Origin of the sequence: Amycolatopsis sp. WGS_07 (genome assembly GCF_045278895.1) — a bacterium.
Lineage (GTDB): Bacteria > Actinomycetota > Actinomycetes > Mycobacteriales > Pseudonocardiaceae > Amycolatopsis.
Map to the genome: position 1 here is coordinate 191,187 of NZ_CP136053.1, position 18,981 is coordinate 210,167.

Below are 18,981 nucleotides of genomic sequence, written 5' to 3' on the forward strand. Positions count from 1 at the left end.
AAAGGAGACCAAGGTGCCGCTGGATTCCTGGTGGGGTGCCGAACTGCTCCGCGGCGGTGCGGACGACGCGGTGTGGGCGCGGGCGGCGGGCCCGGTCACGAACGGCAGTCTGCGTGCCGAGGTGGCCCGGCTCGCCGCCCTGTTCGGCGGACAGGGCATCGGCCCAGGCTGCACCGTCGCGGTGCAGGGCACGCCGAGTTTCACCCAGCTGTGGTCGATTTTCGCGCTGTGGTCGCTCGGCGCGCAGGTGCTCCTGCTGGATCCGCGGCTGCGCGGGAACGACCGGGCCGCGCTGTTCGCCCAGTGCTCGCCGCAGGTTCAGCTCGTCCTCGGCGGCGCTCTCCGAACGGAAACGTTCACCGAGGAATGCGAGATCCTGGTGCGGCGGCTGCCCGGCGGCGCCCCGGCGCGCACCGGCCACTGCCTCGTCCAGTTCTCGTCCGGGACCACCGGGCGGATCAAGGCGATCGGCCGGACCCCGGAATCCCTGCTCGGCGAGCTGAACCGGCTCGCCGCGATCCCCGGCATGCCGGGACGCGGCGAGCGGGTGCTGCTGCTCGATTCGGTCACGCATTCCTTCGGCCTGATCGGCGGGGTGCTGCACGCACTCAACACCGGCGCCACCCTCGTGTTCGCCACCGGGTCGCTCGCGGCCGCGGCCCGGAGCGCCCACGTCATCCTCGGCAATCCGCGGCATTTCGAGCTTCTCGCCGCCGCCCCGGACGCGCTGTCGCTGCCCGGGCTCCGGCTCGCCGTGTCCTGCGGGGAAATCCTGCCGCAGCGCGGTTACGACGATTTCGCCGAACGGTTCGGGGTGCTCATCGGCCAGGCCTACGGCACCACCGAAACCGGGATCGTCGCGACCGATCTCGGCGGCCGGTCCGGGCCGCGCAGCATCGGCCTGCCAGCGCCGGGGATCCGGACCGCCATCATCGAAGGCGTCCTGCACGTGCACGTCCCCCAGTCGCCGTACCTCTACGAACACCATCCGTGGGTCGGCGGCTGGCTGTCCACTCAGGACCTGGTCGCCTGGAACCCGGAGCACCGCGCGCTGCGGCTGCGCGGACGCGTCGACGCCGAACGGGCCGGCGGCACCGACGTCGACCTGCTGGAGATCGAGACCGTGCTGCGCGCGCACCGGCTGGTGTCGAACGCGGTGGTGCTCGGCGATCCGGTGGAGGCGCACGTCGTCGGTGCGGCCGAACTGGACGAGGCGGAGTTGCGGGCGTGGTGCCGCGGGTTGCTGCGGGACGGGAATCTCCCGTCCCGCTACCACCTCATGCGCGAACTTCCCTTGACTCCCAACGGAAAGGCCCTGCGCAGCCGGAGCGGGCTGCGGAAGCACCGGCTCGCCGTGGAGAGCCGGTGAACAGGTCCGGCGGGGGGCCTGGCCGGTGTGCGCGGCCAGGCCCGCCGAGTGCGCCGACCATGTCGAGGGAAAGCCTCGAACGCGTGCTCGACGGCGGATCCAGGGTGGCGTCGGCGGACAGGATGTTGGTGTAGAACTCGTGCAGCCGCCGCGAAAGCGCGCCGCCCGAGTCCTCGGCCACTGCCTTGCGCAGCTGGTGGAACGCGGCCAGCGCGTCCACCTGGCGGCCCGAGCGGTAGAGCGCGAGCATCAGCTGCGCGGTGAACTCCTCGTGCGTGCGGTGGTGGTGCACGAGCGCGGTCAGTTCGCCGATCAGGTCGTGATGCCGCCCGAGTGCCAGATCGGCGTCGATGCGGTGGCTGATCGCGTCGAGCCGTTTGCGCTGGAGCACCGTGATCGCGGCCCGCAGGATCGGCCCGGCCACCACGTCGACCAGCGCGGGCGCGCTCCACAGCCGCAGTGCCTCACGCAGACCGTGCGCCCGCATCGCGGTGTCGGGCACGGCCAAAGCCGCGCGCGCCCGGTGCTCGAACACGTCGAGGTCGAGTTCGCCCGGGTTCACCACGAGTTCGTACCCGCCCTTGCGGGTCAGCAGCCGCCCGCCGGACCCGTCGGGAAGGCGCAGCTGTTCCAGCGCCTTGCGCAGTTGCATGACATAGGTGTGCAGGGCCGCGATGGCCCTGGCGGGCGGGGCCTCCTCCCACAGTTCCTCCACGAACTGCGGGAGCGGCACCACGCTGTTGGCCTTCAGCAGCAGCAACGCGAGAACCTGGCGTTGCTTCGCCGCGGTGGGCGTGCGGCAGCGACCACCGTCCTCCACGGACAACGGCCCGAGCACCCGGAAGATCATCGGCTCATCCCGGGATCGTCGCCGGCGCCGCGACCAGGAGGTGAGTCTCCAGCGGCAACGCGTGCACCGAACTCAGCGCGAACCCGGCCTTGTCCAGCAGCGTGCGGTACTCGGCCTCGTCCCGTTCCCGGCCGCCTCCGAGCACCACCAGCATGTGCATGCTGAAGCCCAGCGCGAGCGAGGCGTCCTCGCCGGTGATGAGCCGTTCCAGGATCACCAGCTTCCCGTCCGGAGCCATCGCGCGCCGGATGTTGGCCAGGATCCGGTGGCACGCCTCGTCGTCGAAGCAGTGCAGGATCCGGGACAGCAGGTAGACGTCCCCGGATTCCGGGACCGCTTCGAAGAAATCGCCGCCGACGCGTTCGCAGCGGTCGCCGTGGTCGAGGGCGATCGGGTACCGCTCGGACTCCTCGATCACGTGCGGCGCGTCGAACAGCACCGCACGCGGTTCCGGATTCGCCCGCAGGAGGTGGTCGAGCAGCGACCCGTGGCCGCCGGCGACGTCGACGATGCGCCGGGCCCGCGAGAAGTCGTAGGCGCGGCCGACCTTGGCGAAGAACGGCGCGCCCGCGTCCATCATCCGCTCGTAGGCGTGCGAAGCCTCGGGATTCTGCCGGAGATAGGCGAACAGGTCGCTGCCGAACACCCGGGAGAACGCGGCCCCGCCGCCGCGCAGCGAATGCGCGAGTTCTCCCCACGCGCGGTAGAAGTGGTCGCCGTAGAGGCGCATGTGGTGCCGCATGGCGCTGGGCGAATCCGAGCGGAGCAGCTCGCCGACTTCGCTGAGCGCGTAGCCGTCGGCCTCGTTCCCGTTCACCACTCCGAGGCTGCCGAGGTAGGCCAGCAACCGGCCCAGCGCGTCCGCGTCCAGATCCAGGGCCAGCGCCAGCTCGGTGCCGGACATCGGCTTCGGCCCGGTGAGGCGGTCGATGACGCCCAGCTCGGTCGCGAAGTAGACGGCCTCGGTCTTCCAGAAGCCGGTCATCAGCTCGATCAGGTGCCGCTCGGCGGAACTCGCGGTCGTCATGCGCCTTTCCCCTTTCCGGTCGCGGTGCGCGCGGCCGCGCCGCGGTCCTCCCGCACCAGTTTGGCCAGCTGGTGCCGCTGGATCTTCCAGGTCGAGGTCCGGGGCAGCTTCGCGAAATCGAACTGCCATACCGGAGCCATCGCGGGCAGGTCGCCGGTGGCCCGCCGCCAGCGCTCCGGATCGAGCGGGCCGTCGTCGCGGGTGGCCACCACCGGCACCGGCTCGCCGTGCGGCCCGGCCACGATCACGATCTCCCGCAGCTCGTCGAGCCGCGACATGAGGATGTCCTCGACCTCCAGGTTGCTGGTCATCGACTCGATCTGGTCGACCTCCCGGTCGAGCAGGTGCAGCAGGCCCCAGCGATCCCGGTAGCCCATGTCGCCGAGCCGCCACCAGCCGTCGCGGACCTCCTTCGCGTACCGCGCGTCCTCCCCGAGATAGGTGAGGATGCGGGTCCGGCTGCGTACCTCGAGATGGCCGACCGCACCGGTTTTCACCCGTTTGCCGTCGGCCCCGACCACGCGCATCGAAATGAATCCGGGCAGCGGCATCCCGACGCACCGGCCGTCGGCGTTCTTCGCGCTGCGCCGGGTGTACCACCGGCCCGCCACCGGGCCGATCTCGGATTGCCCGTACGCCTGCAGGAAAAGCGGCCGCCGGCGATGCGAGGCCCCCAGCATGCGCTGGATGGTCCGCGGGTGCATCGCGTCGAAGGTGGCGCCGAAGTAGCGCACGCCGGACAGCGGTTCGGCCGGATCGTCCGCGAGCACTTCCCAGTCGACGTAGTTGTTGGGATGCGTCTCGACGTAGCCGGGCCGGGTCCGGGCGAACAGCGGGCCGACCCGGCCCGGGTCCGCGTCCACCGCGATCACGAGCGGATTGCCCAGTTCCAGCCACATCGCCAGGGCCTGGTAGAACCGCGAATGCACGAACGTCATGCACAGCGCGGCCTTCTCCTTGCCCCGGATCGGCCAGGCCGCGAGCTTCTGCGGGATCAGGCGGTGGTAGCCCGCTTCCGGGCAGTGCACCGCGAGTTTCGGGATCCCGGTCGTGCCGGAACTGTGCGAGATCAGCGAAGGCTGGCGCGGATGCAGCAGAACCGCGTCGCGGCGCGGAGCCTCGGCGATGGCGGACAGGTCGACGGCGCCGACCCGTTCGGCCCCCGCCGCGAGCAGCACGCCCCGGGTCGCCGCGGCGACCGGGATCTCGTGCAGCGGACCGTCGATCGTGTCGCTGTCGGTGAGCAGCCACGGCCGCTCGAGCCGGTGCAGCAGCGTGAAGACGATCTCGCCGTCGAGGAACGGCGACAGCAGCGCGGGCACCGCGCCGATCCGGGCCACCGCACAAGCGAACAGTGCGATGTCGAAGTTGTTGGTCTTGTACAGGGCCACGCGTTCGGCCGGCCGCACCCCGGCCGCCCACAACCGGGCGGCGAGGTCGTCCACGAGGTCGGCCAGTCCGGCGACGGTGAACTCGGTGCCGCGGTCGGGTGCCCATCGCAACGGCTGGTCGAGGGTCACCTCGAGCCCGGGATCGCGGCGGGCGGCTTCCTCGAAGATCTTGCCGATGTAGAAACCGTTTCCGCGCAACGCGCGGCGGATCAAAGAATGCATCAGTCCTCCAGTACCGCTGAATGCGAATACTCGCCCGCCGCCGCAAAGACCACCCCAGATGCGGTGCGCCGGGTTCGCTGACCGATCGCGCGCGAGGTCTAGGAAACGACCTCGGGCCGATGGTCCCCCAGCGCGGCCCGTCCGTTCAGCGCTTCGAGCTGCGCCGGGGTCAGGGCCGCGTCAAAACCGTAAAGCCAGGCCAGATCGTTCAGAGTTTCGCCGGCCAGACGGAAATCCCGTTCCTGCTGCCGCGTCCCGTCGGCGAAATGGAAGGTTTCCGCCCGTACCCGGGACTGCCGGTGCACCTCGGCCGTCCTTGGCCGGCGCAGAGCCTCGTAGTGCCGCAGCGACCGCACCGGATCGCGGCCGGCGTCGTCGAGACAATCGGTCAGCACCACGGCGTCCTCGAGCGCTTGGTTGGCGCCCTGGGACAGATACGGCAGCATCGGATGTGCCGCGTCCCCCACGAGAGCGATCCGGCCGCTGACATACCGGTCGGCGAGATCCCGGTCGAACAACCCCCAGCGGGTCACCGAAGCCGCGGCGGTGACCACCCGCCGCACCTCCGGATTCCACCCGGCGAACGCCGCGGCGAGTTCTTCGGTTTCCGCTCCCGTCGTCGAAGAGCCGGACCGCCCGTCCTCGGTGGCGCACACGGCGCTGAAGTGAACGGTTTTTCCCGCGGCGATCGGGTAATACGTGACGTGCCGCCGCGGGCCGAGCCAGAAAATCACCCGGGGATCGGCCGCGAAGGAAGGCACCACCTCGGCGGGGATCAACCCGCGATACACGGAATATCCGGAAAACTTGGGCTCGTCCCGCACGACGGCGCCGCGGACGGCGGAATGCACCCCGTCGGCGCCGATCACCAGCTCCGCCGTGGTGTGTCCCCCGTCGGCGAAGTGCAGCTCGACATGGTCGGCACGTTCGACCACGCGAGCCACACCCCGCCCGAGGTGAACCGTGCCGGGGGCAAGCATGTTCACCAGACAGCGCTGGAGATCAGCGCGATGGATCAGGTAGTACGGCGCGCCGAACAACTCCTCGCACGCCGTACCGTGCGGGACCCTGGCCAGCAAACCGCCGTCGTCCCAGCGCCTCGTTTCGATCGAACGCGCCTGCACGCCGTGCTCCGCCAGTGCCGGGGCGACGCCCAGCCGGTGCAGGATCCGCACCCCGTTCGGGGAGAGCTGAATTCCCGCGCCGACCGCGTCGAACACCGGAGACTGTTCGTACAGTTCGCATCGCACGCCACGCCTGCGCAGGACGGTCGCGATCACCAGCCCGGCGATTCCCGCGCCGACGATCGCGACCCGTGCTCTTCTTTCGGAAGCCACCTTTTCCAAACCCCCCAGCTCGGATTTCTTGGGTAAGTGCTCGTTCCCCTTACTTCGACCGGGCCAGCCGCCGAGGCGACAGCCCCGCGATCGGGAGAACCATCAGTGCGGTGACCGCGGCCAGCAGGATGAACGCCAGCTTGAAATCGCCAGAGGCATCCCGCAGGAAGCCGACGAGCAAGGGGCCGACCGCGGCACAGGCGTAACCGATGAAGAAGGCCATTCCGCTGATGCGCCCGGCATGCGTCGCGTCCCGGGCCGCGGTGACCGGCAGTGCGAGCACGAGCGGGAACAGCCCGCCGTGGCCGACGCCCATGAGAATGATCCACAACCAGGTCGCGGTCCCCGGGAACAGCGCGAAGCCGAGGAATCCGGCGGCCGTCATCAGCGTGGTGACCGCGAGGCCGAGCCGCTGGTCGGTCCGCTCGCCCAGCAGTGCGGGCACCGCGAGCATGGCCACCACCTGGATCGAGATCATCGCGGTGAGCAGGCCGCCCGCGGCGGAAACGCTGCGGCCGCCGTCGTTGGTGAGCAGGGGTGCCACCCAAGCCAGCTCGCAGTAGTACAGCGCGGAGTTGCCCGCGGAGATCACGGTGATCTTCCACGCCGTCGCGCTGGTCCAGGGCAGGCCCTTGGTCATGAGCTTGCGCGGGGCCGCGTCGCCGAGGTCCAGCGACCGTTTGGCCGCCGACCACATCACCATTCCGGCGAGCGCGAGGACCGCCCACGAACCCACGGCGACGGGCCACGAACCGAACGCGTCGGCCAGCGGCGCCGTGACGCCGGCCGCCACCGCGCCGCCAAGGCCGAGGCCCGCGGTGTAGATGCCGGTGACCAGTCCCGCACGATTGGCGAACCGCGCCTTCACCACGGCCGGAAGCAGGGTCTGGGCGACCGCGATGCCCGCGCCCACCACGAACGCGGTGGTGAGCTGCAGCCAGGTGGCGTGCCCGAGCGCCCGGGCGATGGTGCCCACGCCGATGATCGCCAATCCGATGAGGACCCCGCCGTGCAGCCCGGACCGGCGCGCGACCAGCGCGGCCGCCGGGGCGCACAGGCCCATGGCCAGCGTCGGCATCGTGGTGAGCAGGGAAGCGCCGACGGCGGACAGGCCGAGATCCGCCCGGATGGTGTCCACCAACGGGGAAATGGCGGCGATCGCCGGCCGGAGGTTCACCGCCGCGACGAACAGCGCCACCGCGGCGAGTCCCAGCGCGGCCCGGTCGGCCGTCGTCGCGGAGCCGGAGCCCGCGGCGGGACTCGGCGACCGAGGCTGATTCTCAGTGTTGGTCAAGGCAAACCCCTCAACTCGGACAGTTAGTGTCCGGATCGTAGCACGCAACCGGGGCGACTTGGACATAAATTGTCCGAGACGTACACTGAGGCCATGAAGCTGTCCAAGGGCGTCGAGTGGGTGCTGCACTGCTGCGTCACGCTCAGCCAGGCACAGGATCCGGTGCCGGCACAGCGACTCGCCGAATTGCACGACATTCCGCCGGCGTATCTCGCCAAGCACCTGCAGGTGCTGTCGCGGGCCGGAGTGGTGCACTCGTCGCAGGGGCAGGACGGCGGATACGGGCTCACCCGGCCGCCGCAGGAGATCAGCATGCTGGACGTCGTCGCGGCGATCGACGGGCCGGCGGAATTCTTCCGCTGCACGGAGATCCGCAAGCGCGGCCCGCTCGCGGCGGCCCCCGAGCGCTGCTCGACGCGCTGTTCCATCGCCCGCGCGATGGCGAACGCCGAACTCGCCTGGTCCGAAGCCCTGTCCAAGATCACCATCGCCGATCTGGCCGCGAACATCGACGTCGACAGCGGCGGCACCGCGCTGGGCGACGTCCGGGAATGGCTGAAGGCGCGCTGACCCGGATATCGGCACGCGGTCCGGCTTCGGACACCAGAAGCGATACTGAACAACAATTCCCCCTTGTCGCCGCTAATGCGACAGCCGCGCGCGGTGCACTACGAAAACCGTCCCGATCAGGTCGCGGAACAGCCGTCCTGGACCGCGTTCCCCTTTCCCGGTTACGAATTCGGCGGGCACCGTCGCTTTCGAGCGCGTCTGCGACGTTGCCCGCCGGTGCCGCGCCGATCGCGGTGGGAAACTTACCGCGCCGCTCTGAATTATCGGTCAAGCCGCCGCGGAAATAGGGCCTCCAGATCAACGACTAGGCTGGATGTCGTAATTACCGCCGGCTTGTCTTGACGGTCTCGTCCGCCTGCCGCTAGCGTGCGTGGTCCCGCCAAGCGCACATATCGATCTGGGGTCGAATTCAAGCCGAAAGCATTGCGCTTTGGCCGACGTCATTCCGTTCTCTCGCAGGTTGTCGTGTCCACGCGAATGGACGGCGCCTGCGCACGCGGTGAGAAAGAGGCAATTGCATGTACACGCGAAGGTCATTTTTCCGGGTGGGCTCCGGCGTCGCCGCGGCCGCCACCCTCGGCGGCGTCGGAATGTTCGGCACCCCCTCAAGCGCGTCCACAACGGACTGGAACCAGTTGCGCGGGCAGCTCGCCGGCACCCTGGTCCTCCCGCCGGATTCGGGCTATCTGGAAGCCAAACGGCTGATCAGCGCGGAGTTCGACCCGATCAACCCGCAGGCGATCGCCTACTGTGTGTCCACTGAGGACGTTCGCCGGTGCGTGCTGTTCGCGCGGGATCACGGGGTGCCCGCGACGCCCCGCAGCGGCGGGCACAGTTTCAACGGCTGGTCCACGACCCCCGGGCTGATCATCGACACCTCGAAGATCAACCACGCCGCGGTGGGCACGACCGTCAGGTTCGGTCCCGGGCTCAAGGGCGTGGACTCGATCCCCGCGCTGAAGGCGCACGGGGTCACCCTGCCCATCGGCGGCTGCCCGACGGTCAGCCCCGGCGGGTTCCTGCTCGGCGGCGGCCTCGGCTGGCAGACCCGCAAGCACGGCCTCGCCGCCGACCGGCTGGTCTCCGCCCGCGTGGTGCTCGCCGACGGCCGCGTGGTGCGCGCCTCGGCGAGCCAGTACCCCGACCTGTTCTGGGCGCTGCGCGGCGGGGGCGGCGGGAACTTCGGCATCGTCACCGAGTTCGAATCGCGGCCGACCGTGGTGGACAAGGTGATCAGCTACCGGGTGACCTGGCCGTGGGCCAAGGTCTCCGACGTGATCGCCGCCTGGGCCCCCTGGCTGATCGCCGGCCCGGACGAACTGGCCACCACACTGGTGATCGTGCTGCCGGACGCCGCGCCCGGCGCGGTCCCGATCGTGCAGGTGGTCGGAGCCTACCTCGGCCCGAAGGCGGACGCGGACGCCGCGATCAACGGCCTGATCTCCGCGGTCGGCTCCCCGCCGGCGACCAACGCGGCCGAGGAACTGCCCTACGACACGGCGATGATGCGGGCCTTCGGCTGCGGGGACAAGACCGCCGACCAGTGCCACGTCGTGGGCCAGACGCCCGGGGCGCTGCTCGGCCGGACCAAGTTCGTCGCGCACCGGTACCGCACGTTCACCAGGCCGATCCCGGCGGCCGGGATCAACCCGATCGTCACCGCCTTCGACGCGGACCGGCGGACCGGGCAGAACCGGTCGCTCGTGTTCGCGGGCTGGGGCGGGCAGGCCAACCGGGTGCCCGTCGGCGACACCGCCTGGCCGCACCGCGACGCCGAGTTCGCCGTGGGCTTTTCCGGCGAGGTCACCAAGGCGGATCCCACCCCGGACGACACCGGCTCGGCTACGGCTTGGGCGAACAACGGTTTCGCGGCCATCGACCCGTACTCGAGCGGCCACACCTACCTCAACTACGGCCACAACGGGCTGCCCGACTGGCAGTGGGCGTACTACGGCTGCAATTACGACCGGCTGGTGACGGTCAAGCGGAAGTACGACCCGGGCAACTTCTTCAAGTTCTCGCAGAGCATCGGGAGCTGAGCGCATGGGAAGACGTCGCCGGTTCTCGATCGCGATCCTCGCCGGTGTCCTCCTGGGCGGCGGGCTGAGCCCCGTCGCCCAGGCGGACGAACAGGGCACCGGCTTCTCGGTGCCCGGGCTACGGCAACCCGTTCAGCTCATCGTGGACACCTGGGGGGTCCCGCACATCTACGCGGCGAACACCGACGACCTCTTCCTGGCCCAGGGGTTCAACGCCGCCCGCGACCGGCTGTTCCAGATCGACCTGTGGCGCCGGCGCGGGCTCGGCGAGCTTTCCGCCGTCCTCGGACCGTCCTATGTGGACCAGGACCGGGCCACCCGGCTGTTCCTGTACCGCGGGAACATGCGGCGGGAATGGGAAAGCTACGGGCCGGACGCGAGGCAGGCGGCGACCCGGTTCACCGAGGGCGTCAACGCCTACGTCGACTGGCTGGCGAAGAATCCGGCCGCGATGCCGGAGGAGTTCCGCAAGCTCGGCTACCTGCCCGCGAAGTGGAGCCCAGAGGACGTGGTGCGCATCCGCACGCACGGGCTCAGCAAGAACCTCACCAGCGAGGTGCAGCGCGCCAAGGTGGCCTGCGCCGGCGACGTGCGGCTGGACAAGATCCGGGTGAAGCTCGAGCCCGACGTGGATCCGGCCGTCCCGGCGGGGCTCGACCCCTGCACGGTGACCGACGACGTCCTGAACACCTTCAAGCTCGCGACCCAGGACGTCGTCTTCGCCCAGGGCGGGGTGCGGGTGGCCGCCGCGGAGGACGACGTGCCCGCCGAGGGGTCCAACAACTGGGCGGTCTCCCCCGCGCGCACCACGACCGGGCGGCCCATCCTCGCCAACGACCCGCACCGCGCGCTCAAGGCGCCCTCGCTGCGGTACGTCGCGCAGCTGTCCGCGCCCGGGATCGACGTGGTCGGCGCGGGCGAGCCGTTCCAGCCGGGCATCTCGATCGGGCACAACGGAACCGTGGCCTTCGGGCTCACAGTCTTCGGGCTCGATCAGGAGGATCTGTACGTCTACCAGCTCGATCCGAATGATCCGACCCGGTACCGGTACGGCGACGGCTGGGAATCGTTCCGCACGGTCACCGAGCAGATCCCGGTGGCCGGGCAGGCGCCCTGTCCGGCGGAGCTGCGGTTCACCCGGCACGGTCCGGTGCTCAAAGTGGACGAACAGCGCCACCTCGCGTTCGCGCTGCGCACCGGCTGGTCCGAACCCGGTATGTCGCCCTATTTCGGCAACCTCAAGCTGATGCGGGCACGCAACCTGGACGATTTCACCCGCGCGATGCGCAATTGGGGCGCGCCCGCGGAGAACCAGGCGTACGCGGACACCAGCGGCACGATCGCGTGGGTGCCCGGCGGGCTGGCCCCCAAGCGCTCCGGCTACGACGGCCTGCTGCCGGTGCCCGGCGACGGCCGCTACGAGTGGACCGGTTTCTACTCCGGCGACGAGCTGCCCCGTTCGGTCAATCCGCCGGAGGGGTTCGTCGCCTCGGCCAACCAGTACAACCTGCCGCCGGATTACCCGGCGCGGGACCGGAAACTGGGCTTCGAATGGGCGAATCCGTCGCGGTACCAACGCATCGCCGACGTGCTGTCCGCCACGCCGCGCAGTTCGGTGGAGAGTTCGGCGGCGTTGCAGAACGACCAGCTCGACCTGCCCGCGACCCGGTTGCGCGCGTTGACGGCGCACCTCGCTTCAGCCGATCCGGACACCCGCGCCGCACTCGACCTGCTGCGCGGCTGGGACGGGGTCGACCGCGAGGATTCCGCCGCGGCAGCGTTGTATCAGGTGTGGTTCTCCCGCCAGCTGCTGCCCGGTTTCTCGCGCGCCGTGCTCCCTCCCGCGGTGCAACCGCTCATCCCGGTACCGGACGCGGCGGTCGCCGTGGAAGCGCTGGAGCATCCCGAGACCTGGTTCGGCCCGGACGCGGCGGCAAAGCGGGACGCGCTCCTGCTGTCGACCCTCGCGGCCGGTTACGCGGACGCGAAACGCCTGCTCGGTCCCGACCCCGCCGCGTGGCGTTGGGGCAACCTGCACCAGACGACCTTCGGGCATCCGCTGGGCGCCAGCGTGGGCCCGCTCCCGCGCGGCGGCTCGGCGTACACAGTGGACGCCGCGACCTATCCGGCGACCGGTGCCTTCGGCCAGACCAACGGGGCGAGCTTCCGGATGGTGCTCGACGTCGGCGGCTGGGATAACTCCCGCGCCGTCAATGCTCCTGGCCAATCCGGCGATCCGGCCAGCCCGCACTACCGAGACCACGCCGAACGCTGGCACTCCGGCGGTTTGTTTCCCCTTCTCTATACTCGCGCTGCGGTGGAACGCAACGTCGAACACCGGTATCTGCTTCGTCCCTGTTAGCCCAGTTTCGTGCGGTTCAGCCCCCGGAGGTGCTTGCGCTTTCGGGGGCTGGACCGTTCGCCGACGAAGTGCGGGACAATGCCAGGGACTTAAGGCGGCGCTATGGGCACGGTTTCGCCGGGTCTGCCCAGATTGAAGGGCCGGGATGGCTCATCGCGGGGCCATGCGGGCGGAGGCGGGAGCGGGCGCTGTGGTCCGTGAATGACCCCTTAAGGGAATCAGATTCCCATGCCGGGGACCTAAGCCCGGCGGTCCCGGACCGCCGACCGTCCACAAAGGACTCCAATCCCGGTGAAATGCCGGGTTGATAACCATATGGCCATGCCTGCTTGTCCGTGAGGGACTCACGGACAACAACCCGCCCGCGCCGACCCGCGAACGCGAACAGGAACACATCGATCAGGCATTCGCACGGGTTGGCATCCTGGATGGACAGTCGGCAGGCAGGCTGAGGCCACCCGGCTTAAGTCCCTGGCATGGGAATCAGATTCCCTCAAGGGGCCCTTCACGGACCTGCCCGCGCAGCTTTATGCGGAGGGTGGGGGACCTGAATGCGGGATTCGCTCGCCGAACGGGGAACTCAGGCGAGAAGCGCAGCAGCCCGGGTGAGGACACGGGCGGTCAGCTCCGCCGAGGCACCCAGATATCCCTCCGGGGCCAGCAACTCGGGCAGCCGATCAGCAAGACCGTCGGCCAGTTCCGGAGCAGCGGCCAACACCTCAGCAAAGGAGCGCCCTTCCTCAACCGCCCGGCGCGCCACCCCGGCGAGGAGCTTCTTCGCGTTCGCCTTGCCCAAGACACCGGCCAGTTCGGCGTTGAGCCGTTCGGACACGATGCTCCCACCAGTCAGCCCGAGATTTTCGCGCAACCGCACCGGATGCGCGGTCAGCCCCTCGGCCAGCTCAGCGGCAGTGCGCGCGGCCCCGGCGGTGAGCCGCAACGATTCCCGCAATGGCTGCCATTCCGCGTGCCATCCGCCCGCCGACCGCTCGTCCTCGGACACCAAGCACTGCACCAGGATCGAGGCGTACGCCGGCACCTGCCGAGCCGCGGAAATCAGCAGCGTGGCCAGCACCGGATTCCGCTTCTGCGGCATCGCCGACGAAACTCCCCGGCCGTCCGCCGCCGGTTCGGTCACCTCGCCGATCTCGGTGCGGGACATGATCTGCACGTCGGCCCCGAACTTCCCGAGCGCCCCGGCCACGAACGCGCAGGCCGATCCGAGATCCGCGATCGGCGTGCGCAGCGCGTGCCACGGCACGACCGGCTCGGCCAGCCCCGTCTCCTCGGCGAAGGCACGCATCAGCTCCACGCCCCCGCCAGCCGGGGACCCCGTAGCGAGCCGCGCATAGGCCACATAGGACGCACACGTGCCCGCCGCGCCGCCCAGTTGCGCCGGAAGCACTACCCTCGACGCGCGTTCCAACGCGTCGAGCGCGAGCTGCAACCATCCGGCCGCCTTGAGCCCGAACGTGATCGGCACCGCGTGCTGGGTCAGCGTGCGCCCGGCCATCGGGGTGTTCCGGTGCTCGGCCGCGAGCCGTGCCAGCGCCCGGCCCAGCCGCCGCAGATCCGCCTCCACCTCGGCCAGCACCCGCCCCGACACGACCATCGCCGCCGAATCGAGGATGTCCTGGCTGGTGCCGCCACGGTGCACGAACTCCGCGGCCGCCGGATCCCGTGCGGCGACCGCGGCGGTGAACCGCTCCACCAGCACCACCACCGGATTCGCCGCACCCCGCGCCCGTTCGGCGACGTCGAGCAGATCGACCCCGCCCTCGCGGGCGACCGATGCGATGACCGCGGCCGCCGGCTCCGGCACCACGCCCAGCCGCGCCTGCGCCCGGGCTAGCGCCGCCTCGACGTCCAGCATCGCCTGCAACCAGGCCTCGTCCGACACCAGCGCCCCGAGCCCGGTGCCCGCCCAGACCGGAGCGAGCAAACCCGAATCGGTGCCGAGTGTCATGGCCGGTTCTCCTCGCGCCGCGGCCGGGTTTCGCTCAGCGCTTCGGGCTCGTCCATCGCCAGCGCGGTCCGCGCGATGGCGTCGGCGTCGCCGAGGATCACCGAGTTCACCCCGGGCCGGATCCCCGCCGCGGTCAGCCAGTGCACGGTTTCGGTCGGCACCCCGAACGCGAACCGCTTCGGATGCGCGCGGCCGGTGACGTCGACCAGGCGGTACGGGCGCGGGGTCACCATCAGCCCGCCGGTTTCGTAGGCCACGCCCGGCGCGTGCTCGCCTTCGGGAATCCGGTACCCGCGGCCCTGCCCGGTGGAAACCAGGTAGCGCAGCAGCGGATCGGTGGTCCGCGCGATGTCGTTTTCCGGCAGCCGCGCCTCCACCAGGGTCGTCACGTCGTACTGGGTGCCGGGCAAACTGGTCGCGCCGACGCGGAACTTCCGGCCGCCCGGCGCGGGCCCGGCCACCATGCCGGGCGGCAGCACGCGCAGCACGCCCGCCTCGATGAGCGCGATCATCTCCTCGATCCGCCGCACCGGCGGGCCGATCGACAGAAACGCGTTGAGCGGGTTGTACCACTGCTCGAGTTCGTCGCGATACGAACTTCCGCTCAGGCCGCCGTGGTCCACCACGAGCCGGATTTCGTTGCGCAGATCGCGAAGCACGTCCACGGCGGCCTTCAGCGGGCCGCGCACGTTGCCGAGTTTGGCCTGTGCCACGTCTTCGGCCAGATAGCCGAGCAGCCAGCGCAGGTACTCGTCGTGGTCGCGGAAAAACCGGGGGCCCCACGGCCGGACCACCCGGTCCCAGTTCCACCGGTGCACCGGCGCGATCCGGTACCGGTCCAGCAGCTCCGACTCGGACAGCCCGTCGACGTCCAGTTCGGCCAGCGCCACGTAATCCCGCTCGAACATCTCCCCGACGGCCACGCCGTCTCGTTCGGTGAGCAGGGTGCGGTAGTAGGCCAGCCGCACCTCGCGGGTGATCAGCGGCCACAGGTCGCGCCGGAAGCGCAACGGCGCGCCGTCGGCGACCCGGGAGCGGAACCAGCGGATCACCTCCGAGGTGAGGAACTTCGGCTCGTGCCGCCCCGAAGCGCCCTTCTGGTTCTCTCCCCTCGCGTGGTAGGGAATCCCGCGCCGCGAACCGGCGTACATCAGGGGTTCGCGTCCCGACGGCAGGTACTTCAGCCGCCCGGACGCCCGCCGGAAGGTCCCGCCGCGGCCGACGGTCAGCAGGGCCAGGCAGTCGAAGAAGTTCAGGCCCATTCCGCGCAGTGCCACGGATTCGCCCGCGCGGATCCGGTCCAGGTCCGCGTCGGCGGGATTCCCCGGCGGGAAGTACCGGAGCCCGTGGTCCTCGGCGAACCGGAGCAGCGCGCGTTCCGATTCGGTCAGTTCCATGCCGACGTGCCCCTGCGCCAGCACCACCACGTCCACGTCGCCGAGCCGGGTGCCGTCGTCGAGGGTCACCACCTGCGTGCCGTCGACGTTGTCGTCGAGCGCGACCGCGACCCGGCGGTGCGAGACGATCGAAACCCGCGCCGGCGCGGTGCTCACCACGCGCCGCAGCACCCAGCCCACGTAATGGCCGTAGAACGACCGGGACGGATAGGAGTCCGGGGTCAGCCGCCGCGCCTCGGCGTGCACCTGCTCGGGATACTCGTCCAGCCCGTCCATCACCGTGATGACCCTGGCCCAGTCGTACAGGCTCGGTCCGGTCACTATCGGGCCGCGGCAGTCCACGCTGTCGTCGGTGAACATGGTCACCTGCGAGGCCACGGTGTTCATCAGCAGTTCGCCGGGCTGCGCGGTGCGCCACACGCGGCCGCCGCCGTCGCAGGCCGCGTCGATCAGGTGCACGATCACCGGTGCGCCGGGCGCGAGCGCGGCGTTGGCGCAAACGCGTTCCACCACCGAGACGCCACGCGGACCGGCACCCACGACGCAGATCACTAGGGAAGCAGAACCGACCTCGTCGACCGACATCATTCCTCCGGCTAAGTGCCGTACTCGATCCGGCGGCAATCGAGTCCCACTTTCGCATTGCCCGCTAAAGAACCGAGCGACCGAGAGCAGGAACCGCCACAGACCGGCGAGCGCTTCGGGGTTCGCCGCGTGCAGGTCGTGGATTTCGAGGGCGGCGCCGCGTTCCGGGTCGAGGTAGGTGTTCTGCAGCACGACGAGGAACCTGGCGAAACCGTCGTCGCCGTCGGGTCCGGTGTGGACGGCGACGCGATGGTGGCCGCCGTCGGCGTAGAGATGCCAGTTGAACGCGATCGGCCACCACAGGTCCGGGCGGGCGAACGCGACGGCGAAGTCACCCCAGCCGCGTCGGCATGCCGTTCCGCGTACTGTCGTCGTGCTTCTTCGCAAACCCCGGCGCGACGTTCGGCTCGCGGTTCTGGCGTGGGCCGGCAACCGGTGGCGCTGTCCCGGCGGGCGGCTGGCGTTCCAGTTCGGCTTCCCATCTCACCATCGCCGACGGGTTGTCCCAGCTGAGCACCCCGACCAGCCGGTGTCCGGCGAGATATCCGGTGACGCTCGACGTGCCGTCGTTCTGCAGATCGACCGTGTACTGGCCAAGAGACGGCATTCCGGCCGCCTGGATGCGGACGCCGAACTGCTCGGACCAGAACCGGGGAACCGGCTCGAACGGCCGTGCCCGTCCCTGCCCGGCGAGCAGGCTTTCCGCCGCGGCGCGGCCCATTTCCACCGCGTTCAGCCAATGTTCGACCCGGCGCGGCTGGGTGTCGAACCGATGGTTGGGCCACGCGGCCACATCACCGGCCGCCACCGCGTCGCCCGCGCCGACGACATGGCAGGTCGGCCAGCACAGCACGCCGTCATTCAGGTAGAGATTGCCGCCGCGCAGCCAGCCCACCGTCGGCACGCCGCCGATCGCGACGACGACGCAGCCCGCCGTCAGCGGCTGTCCGTTGGACAGCAGCATCGTGACGCCGAACGGCTGCGAAAGCCATTGCACCACCTCGGCACCGGTGATCAAGGTGACCCCGTTCTCCCGGTGCAGCCGGGTGACGCGCTCCCCGATCGCCGGCCCCACGGCGCGGCCGAGCAACGTTTTCGAGCGGGAAACGATGGTCACGTCGCGGCCGAGTTCGCGTGCGGTCGCGGCCACCTCGCAAGCCGTGAAGCCGCTGCCGATCACCACCACCGGACCCGCGTCGGCGGTCAGCGTGCGGTGCATCGCGAAGGCGTCGTCGAGGGTGCGCAGGACATGCACCCTCGGGTTGTGCGCGGGAACACCGGGCATCTGCCGCGCGTGCACCCCGGTGGCGATCACCAGGCCGTCATACCGCAGATACTCCTGTCCCGGCAGTTCGAGCACGCGCGACGCGGTGTCCACGCGCAGCCCGGAAACCGAGTCCCGCCAGGTCGCCTCCAACGGCAGATAGCTGCGCAGCTGAAGATCGGCCGGCGCCAGTTCACCGGTGATCAGCTGCTTGGACAGCGCGGGCCGGTGATAAGGCCGGTGCTGTTCCCCGTTCAGCATCACCAGTTCGCCGCCGAAACCGAGTTCACGCAAGCGTTCCGCCGCCCGCAGCCCGGCGACCCCGGCACCGGCCACCACGATCCGTTCCGCCGTCATCGCCTCGTCTCCACCGTGATCGCCTGCATCGGACAGCAGCGGGCCGCCGTCCGCACCTCCTCGTTGTGCACCGATTCCGGGTGCACGGTGTACCGCAACTGGCCCCCGTAGTGATCTGGAAGACCGCGGCCGCTTCGCGCTGGCACACGCCGTACTGGTGGCAACGGCGGCTGTCGACGCTGACGGCCAAGCCGGACCACGGCGGGGGATCCCCTTCCGCACGGCTTCCCAGCCACCGGGCAGGGATGAAGCGCAAGACCGCTACCACCGCGGTCGGCAGCAACAGCGCCACGGCGCCGATCGCCAGGACCACGAGATGTCCGTTCACCACCGCTCCGAACACGGAGTGAACCGCGATCAGCACGAGCGCGGTGTAGGCCAATCGGTGCAGCCACAACCACCGCCGCAAGGACAGGAACCGGCGCACGGATACGGAGACCGCTATGGCGAGCATCAGTTCGAGGCCGATGATGCCGAGCGCGTGCCGCAGCGTTCCCCCTGCGGCGAACGGCACGATCAACCGCACCAAGCTGAACGGCGCGTTCGCCAGAAACAGAAACGCGGTGGCGTGGATACCTCCGAACGCGAGCGCGAGCGTGGCCAAGACCATGTGACTGTTCGTTGTCGCCTTCCGCCCGCTGAGCGCCCGCAACCACCCCGTCTTGACGAAAACTCCCCAGGAGAGCGCGAAGCAGGTCAAGGCAAACGACAGCCGCGCGGCCATCGCGGCAAGCTGCCGGATGCCCACGTCCTCGCGGGGCACGAAAGGAGCGGACAAGAAAACCGCACTGAGCATGAGTAGACACCCCCTCTTTCGCCGAATCCGATTAACGCGGAGCAATACCGGTGCTATCGCAGGATTGTCGGTGAATCGGCCGACGGCAACGGGAATGGCAGTTTGCTGACGTCTTGGCCTGTCTCGCCCAGACCCCGGATCACGCGAAAGCACCC

13 protein-coding genes are annotated in these 18,981 nt (G+C 70.1%); 4 read left to right on the forward strand and 9 right to left on the reverse strand.

The window, feature by feature from the left end; all coding sequences use genetic code 11:
- Nucleotides 1-13 precede the first annotated feature (13 nt).
- On the forward strand, nt 14-1,369 hold the full coding sequence (locus RPX00_RS00845) for a class I adenylate-forming enzyme family protein (protein ID WP_406636447.1): 1,356 nt from the start codon (nt 14-16) through the stop codon (nt 1,367-1,369).
- On the opposite strand, the gene RPX00_RS00850 is transcribed toward RPX00_RS00845, so the two are convergent.
- From RPX00_RS00850 to RPX00_RS00870, 5 genes are all read right to left on the reverse strand, one after another.
- Nucleotides 1,278-2,219 (reverse strand): BTAD domain-containing putative transcriptional regulator, encoded by a 942-nt coding sequence (locus RPX00_RS00850; RefSeq protein ID WP_406636449.1) that lies wholly within the window; start codon nt 2,217-2,219, stop codon nt 1,278-1,280. The genes RPX00_RS00845 and RPX00_RS00850 overlap by 92 nt on opposite strands.
- 4 nt (nt 2,220-2,223) lie before the next feature.
- Nucleotides 2,224-3,246, reverse strand: a complete 1,023-nt coding sequence (locus tag RPX00_RS00855) for a methyltransferase (RefSeq protein ID WP_406636452.1) — start codon at nt 3,244-3,246, stop codon at nt 2,224-2,226.
- On the reverse strand, nt 3,243-4,859 hold the full coding sequence (locus tag RPX00_RS00860; protein ID WP_406636454.1) for a class I adenylate-forming enzyme family protein: 1,617 nt from the start codon (nt 4,857-4,859) through the stop codon (nt 3,243-3,245). Before RPX00_RS00860 ends, RPX00_RS00855 begins: the two co-directional genes overlap by 4 nt.
- A gap of 98 nt (nt 4,860-4,957) precedes the next feature.
- Nucleotides 4,958-6,196 (reverse strand): FAD-dependent monooxygenase, encoded by a 1,239-nt coding sequence (locus RPX00_RS00865; protein WP_406636456.1) that lies wholly within the window; start codon nt 6,194-6,196, stop codon nt 4,958-4,960.
- Between the two features lie 49 nt (nt 6,197-6,245).
- A complete protein-coding gene (locus RPX00_RS00870) occupies nt 6,246-7,490 on the reverse strand; it encodes a CynX/NimT family MFS transporter (RefSeq protein ID WP_406636458.1) in 1,245 nt (414 codons plus the stop codon).
- Between the two features lie 93 nt (nt 7,491-7,583).
- Here RPX00_RS00870 and RPX00_RS00875 point away from each other — a divergent pair, with 93 nt between their 5' ends.
- The 3 genes from RPX00_RS00875 to RPX00_RS00885 all read left to right on the forward strand — a co-directional run bounded on the left by RPX00_RS00875 (nt 7,584) and on the right by RPX00_RS00885 (nt 12,461).
- Nucleotides 7,584-8,060, forward strand: a complete 477-nt coding sequence (locus tag RPX00_RS00875) for an RrF2 family transcriptional regulator (RefSeq protein WP_406636460.1) — start codon at nt 7,584-7,586, stop codon at nt 8,058-8,060.
- Between the two features lie 518 nt (nt 8,061-8,578).
- The gene (locus tag RPX00_RS00880) at nt 8,579-10,099 is read left to right on the forward strand and encodes an FAD-binding oxidoreductase (RefSeq protein WP_406636462.1); all 1,521 of its coding nucleotides are present in this window, start codon (nt 8,579-8,581) and stop codon (nt 10,097-10,099) included.
- A gap of 4 nt (nt 10,100-10,103) precedes the next feature.
- Nucleotides 10,104-12,461, forward strand: coding sequence for a penicillin acylase family protein (locus RPX00_RS00885; RefSeq protein ID WP_406636463.1), 2,358 nt, complete (start codon nt 10,104-10,106; stop codon nt 12,459-12,461).
- 580 nt (nt 12,462-13,041) lie between these two features.
- Here RPX00_RS00885 and RPX00_RS00890 read toward each other — a convergent pair.
- Genes RPX00_RS00890 through RPX00_RS00905 form a run of 4 tightly spaced genes read right to left on the reverse strand, consistent with a single transcriptional unit; the run spans nt 13,042 to nt 18,754 of the window.
- On the reverse strand, nt 13,042-14,427 hold the full coding sequence (locus RPX00_RS00890) for an adenylosuccinate lyase family protein (RefSeq protein ID WP_406636465.1): 1,386 nt from the start codon (nt 14,425-14,427) through the stop codon (nt 13,042-13,044).
- A complete protein-coding gene (locus tag RPX00_RS00895) occupies nt 14,424-16,796 on the reverse strand; it encodes an FAD/NAD(P)-binding protein (RefSeq protein WP_406636467.1) in 2,373 nt (790 codons plus the stop codon). The genes RPX00_RS00890 and RPX00_RS00895 overlap by 4 nt, the downstream gene beginning before the upstream one ends.
- Nucleotides 16,741-18,030, reverse strand: coding sequence for an NAD(P)/FAD-dependent oxidoreductase (locus tag RPX00_RS00900; RefSeq protein ID WP_406636469.1), 1,290 nt, complete (start codon nt 18,028-18,030; stop codon nt 16,741-16,743). Before RPX00_RS00900 ends, RPX00_RS00895 begins: the two co-directional genes overlap by 56 nt.
- Nucleotides 17,960-18,754: a ferredoxin gene (locus RPX00_RS00905; RefSeq protein ID WP_406636471.1), complete on the reverse strand. Its 795-nt coding sequence runs from the start codon at nt 18,752-18,754 to the stop codon at nt 17,960-17,962. The genes RPX00_RS00900 and RPX00_RS00905 overlap by 71 nt, the downstream gene beginning before the upstream one ends.
- Nucleotides 18,755-18,981 lie beyond the last annotated feature (227 nt).

Bases quoted from the DNA above. Each gene is read 5' to 3' on its own strand.
- RPX00_RS00855 (WP_406636452.1), bottom strand. From the start codon at position 3,246: ATGACGACCGCGAGTTCCGCCGAGCGGCACCTGATCGAGCTGATGACC.
- RPX00_RS00885 (WP_406636463.1), top strand. From the start codon at position 10,104: ATGGGAAGACGTCGCCGGTTCTCGATCGCGATCCTCGCCGGTGTCCTC.
- RPX00_RS00900 (WP_406636469.1), bottom strand. From the start codon at position 18,030: ATGACGGCGGAACGGATCGTGGTGGCCGGTGCCGGGGTCGCCGGGCTG.
- RPX00_RS00890 (WP_406636465.1), bottom strand. From the start codon at position 14,427: ATGACACTCGGCACCGATTCGGGTTTGCTCGCTCCGGTCTGGGCGGGC.
- RPX00_RS00875 (WP_406636460.1), top strand. From the start codon at position 7,584: ATGAAGCTGTCCAAGGGCGTCGAGTGGGTGCTGCACTGCTGCGTCACG.
- RPX00_RS00905 (WP_406636471.1), bottom strand. From the start codon at position 18,754: ATGGCCGCGCGGCTGTCGTTTGCCTTGACCTGCTTCGCGCTCTCCTGG.
- RPX00_RS00850 (WP_406636449.1), bottom strand. From the start codon at position 2,219: ATGATCTTCCGGGTGCTCGGGCCGTTGTCCGTGGAGGACGGTGGTCGC.
- RPX00_RS00860 (WP_406636454.1), bottom strand. From the start codon at position 4,859: ATGCATTCTTTGATCCGCCGCGCGTTGCGCGGAAACGGTTTCTACATC.
- RPX00_RS00880 (WP_406636462.1), top strand. From the start codon at position 8,579: ATGTACACGCGAAGGTCATTTTTCCGGGTGGGCTCCGGCGTCGCCGCG.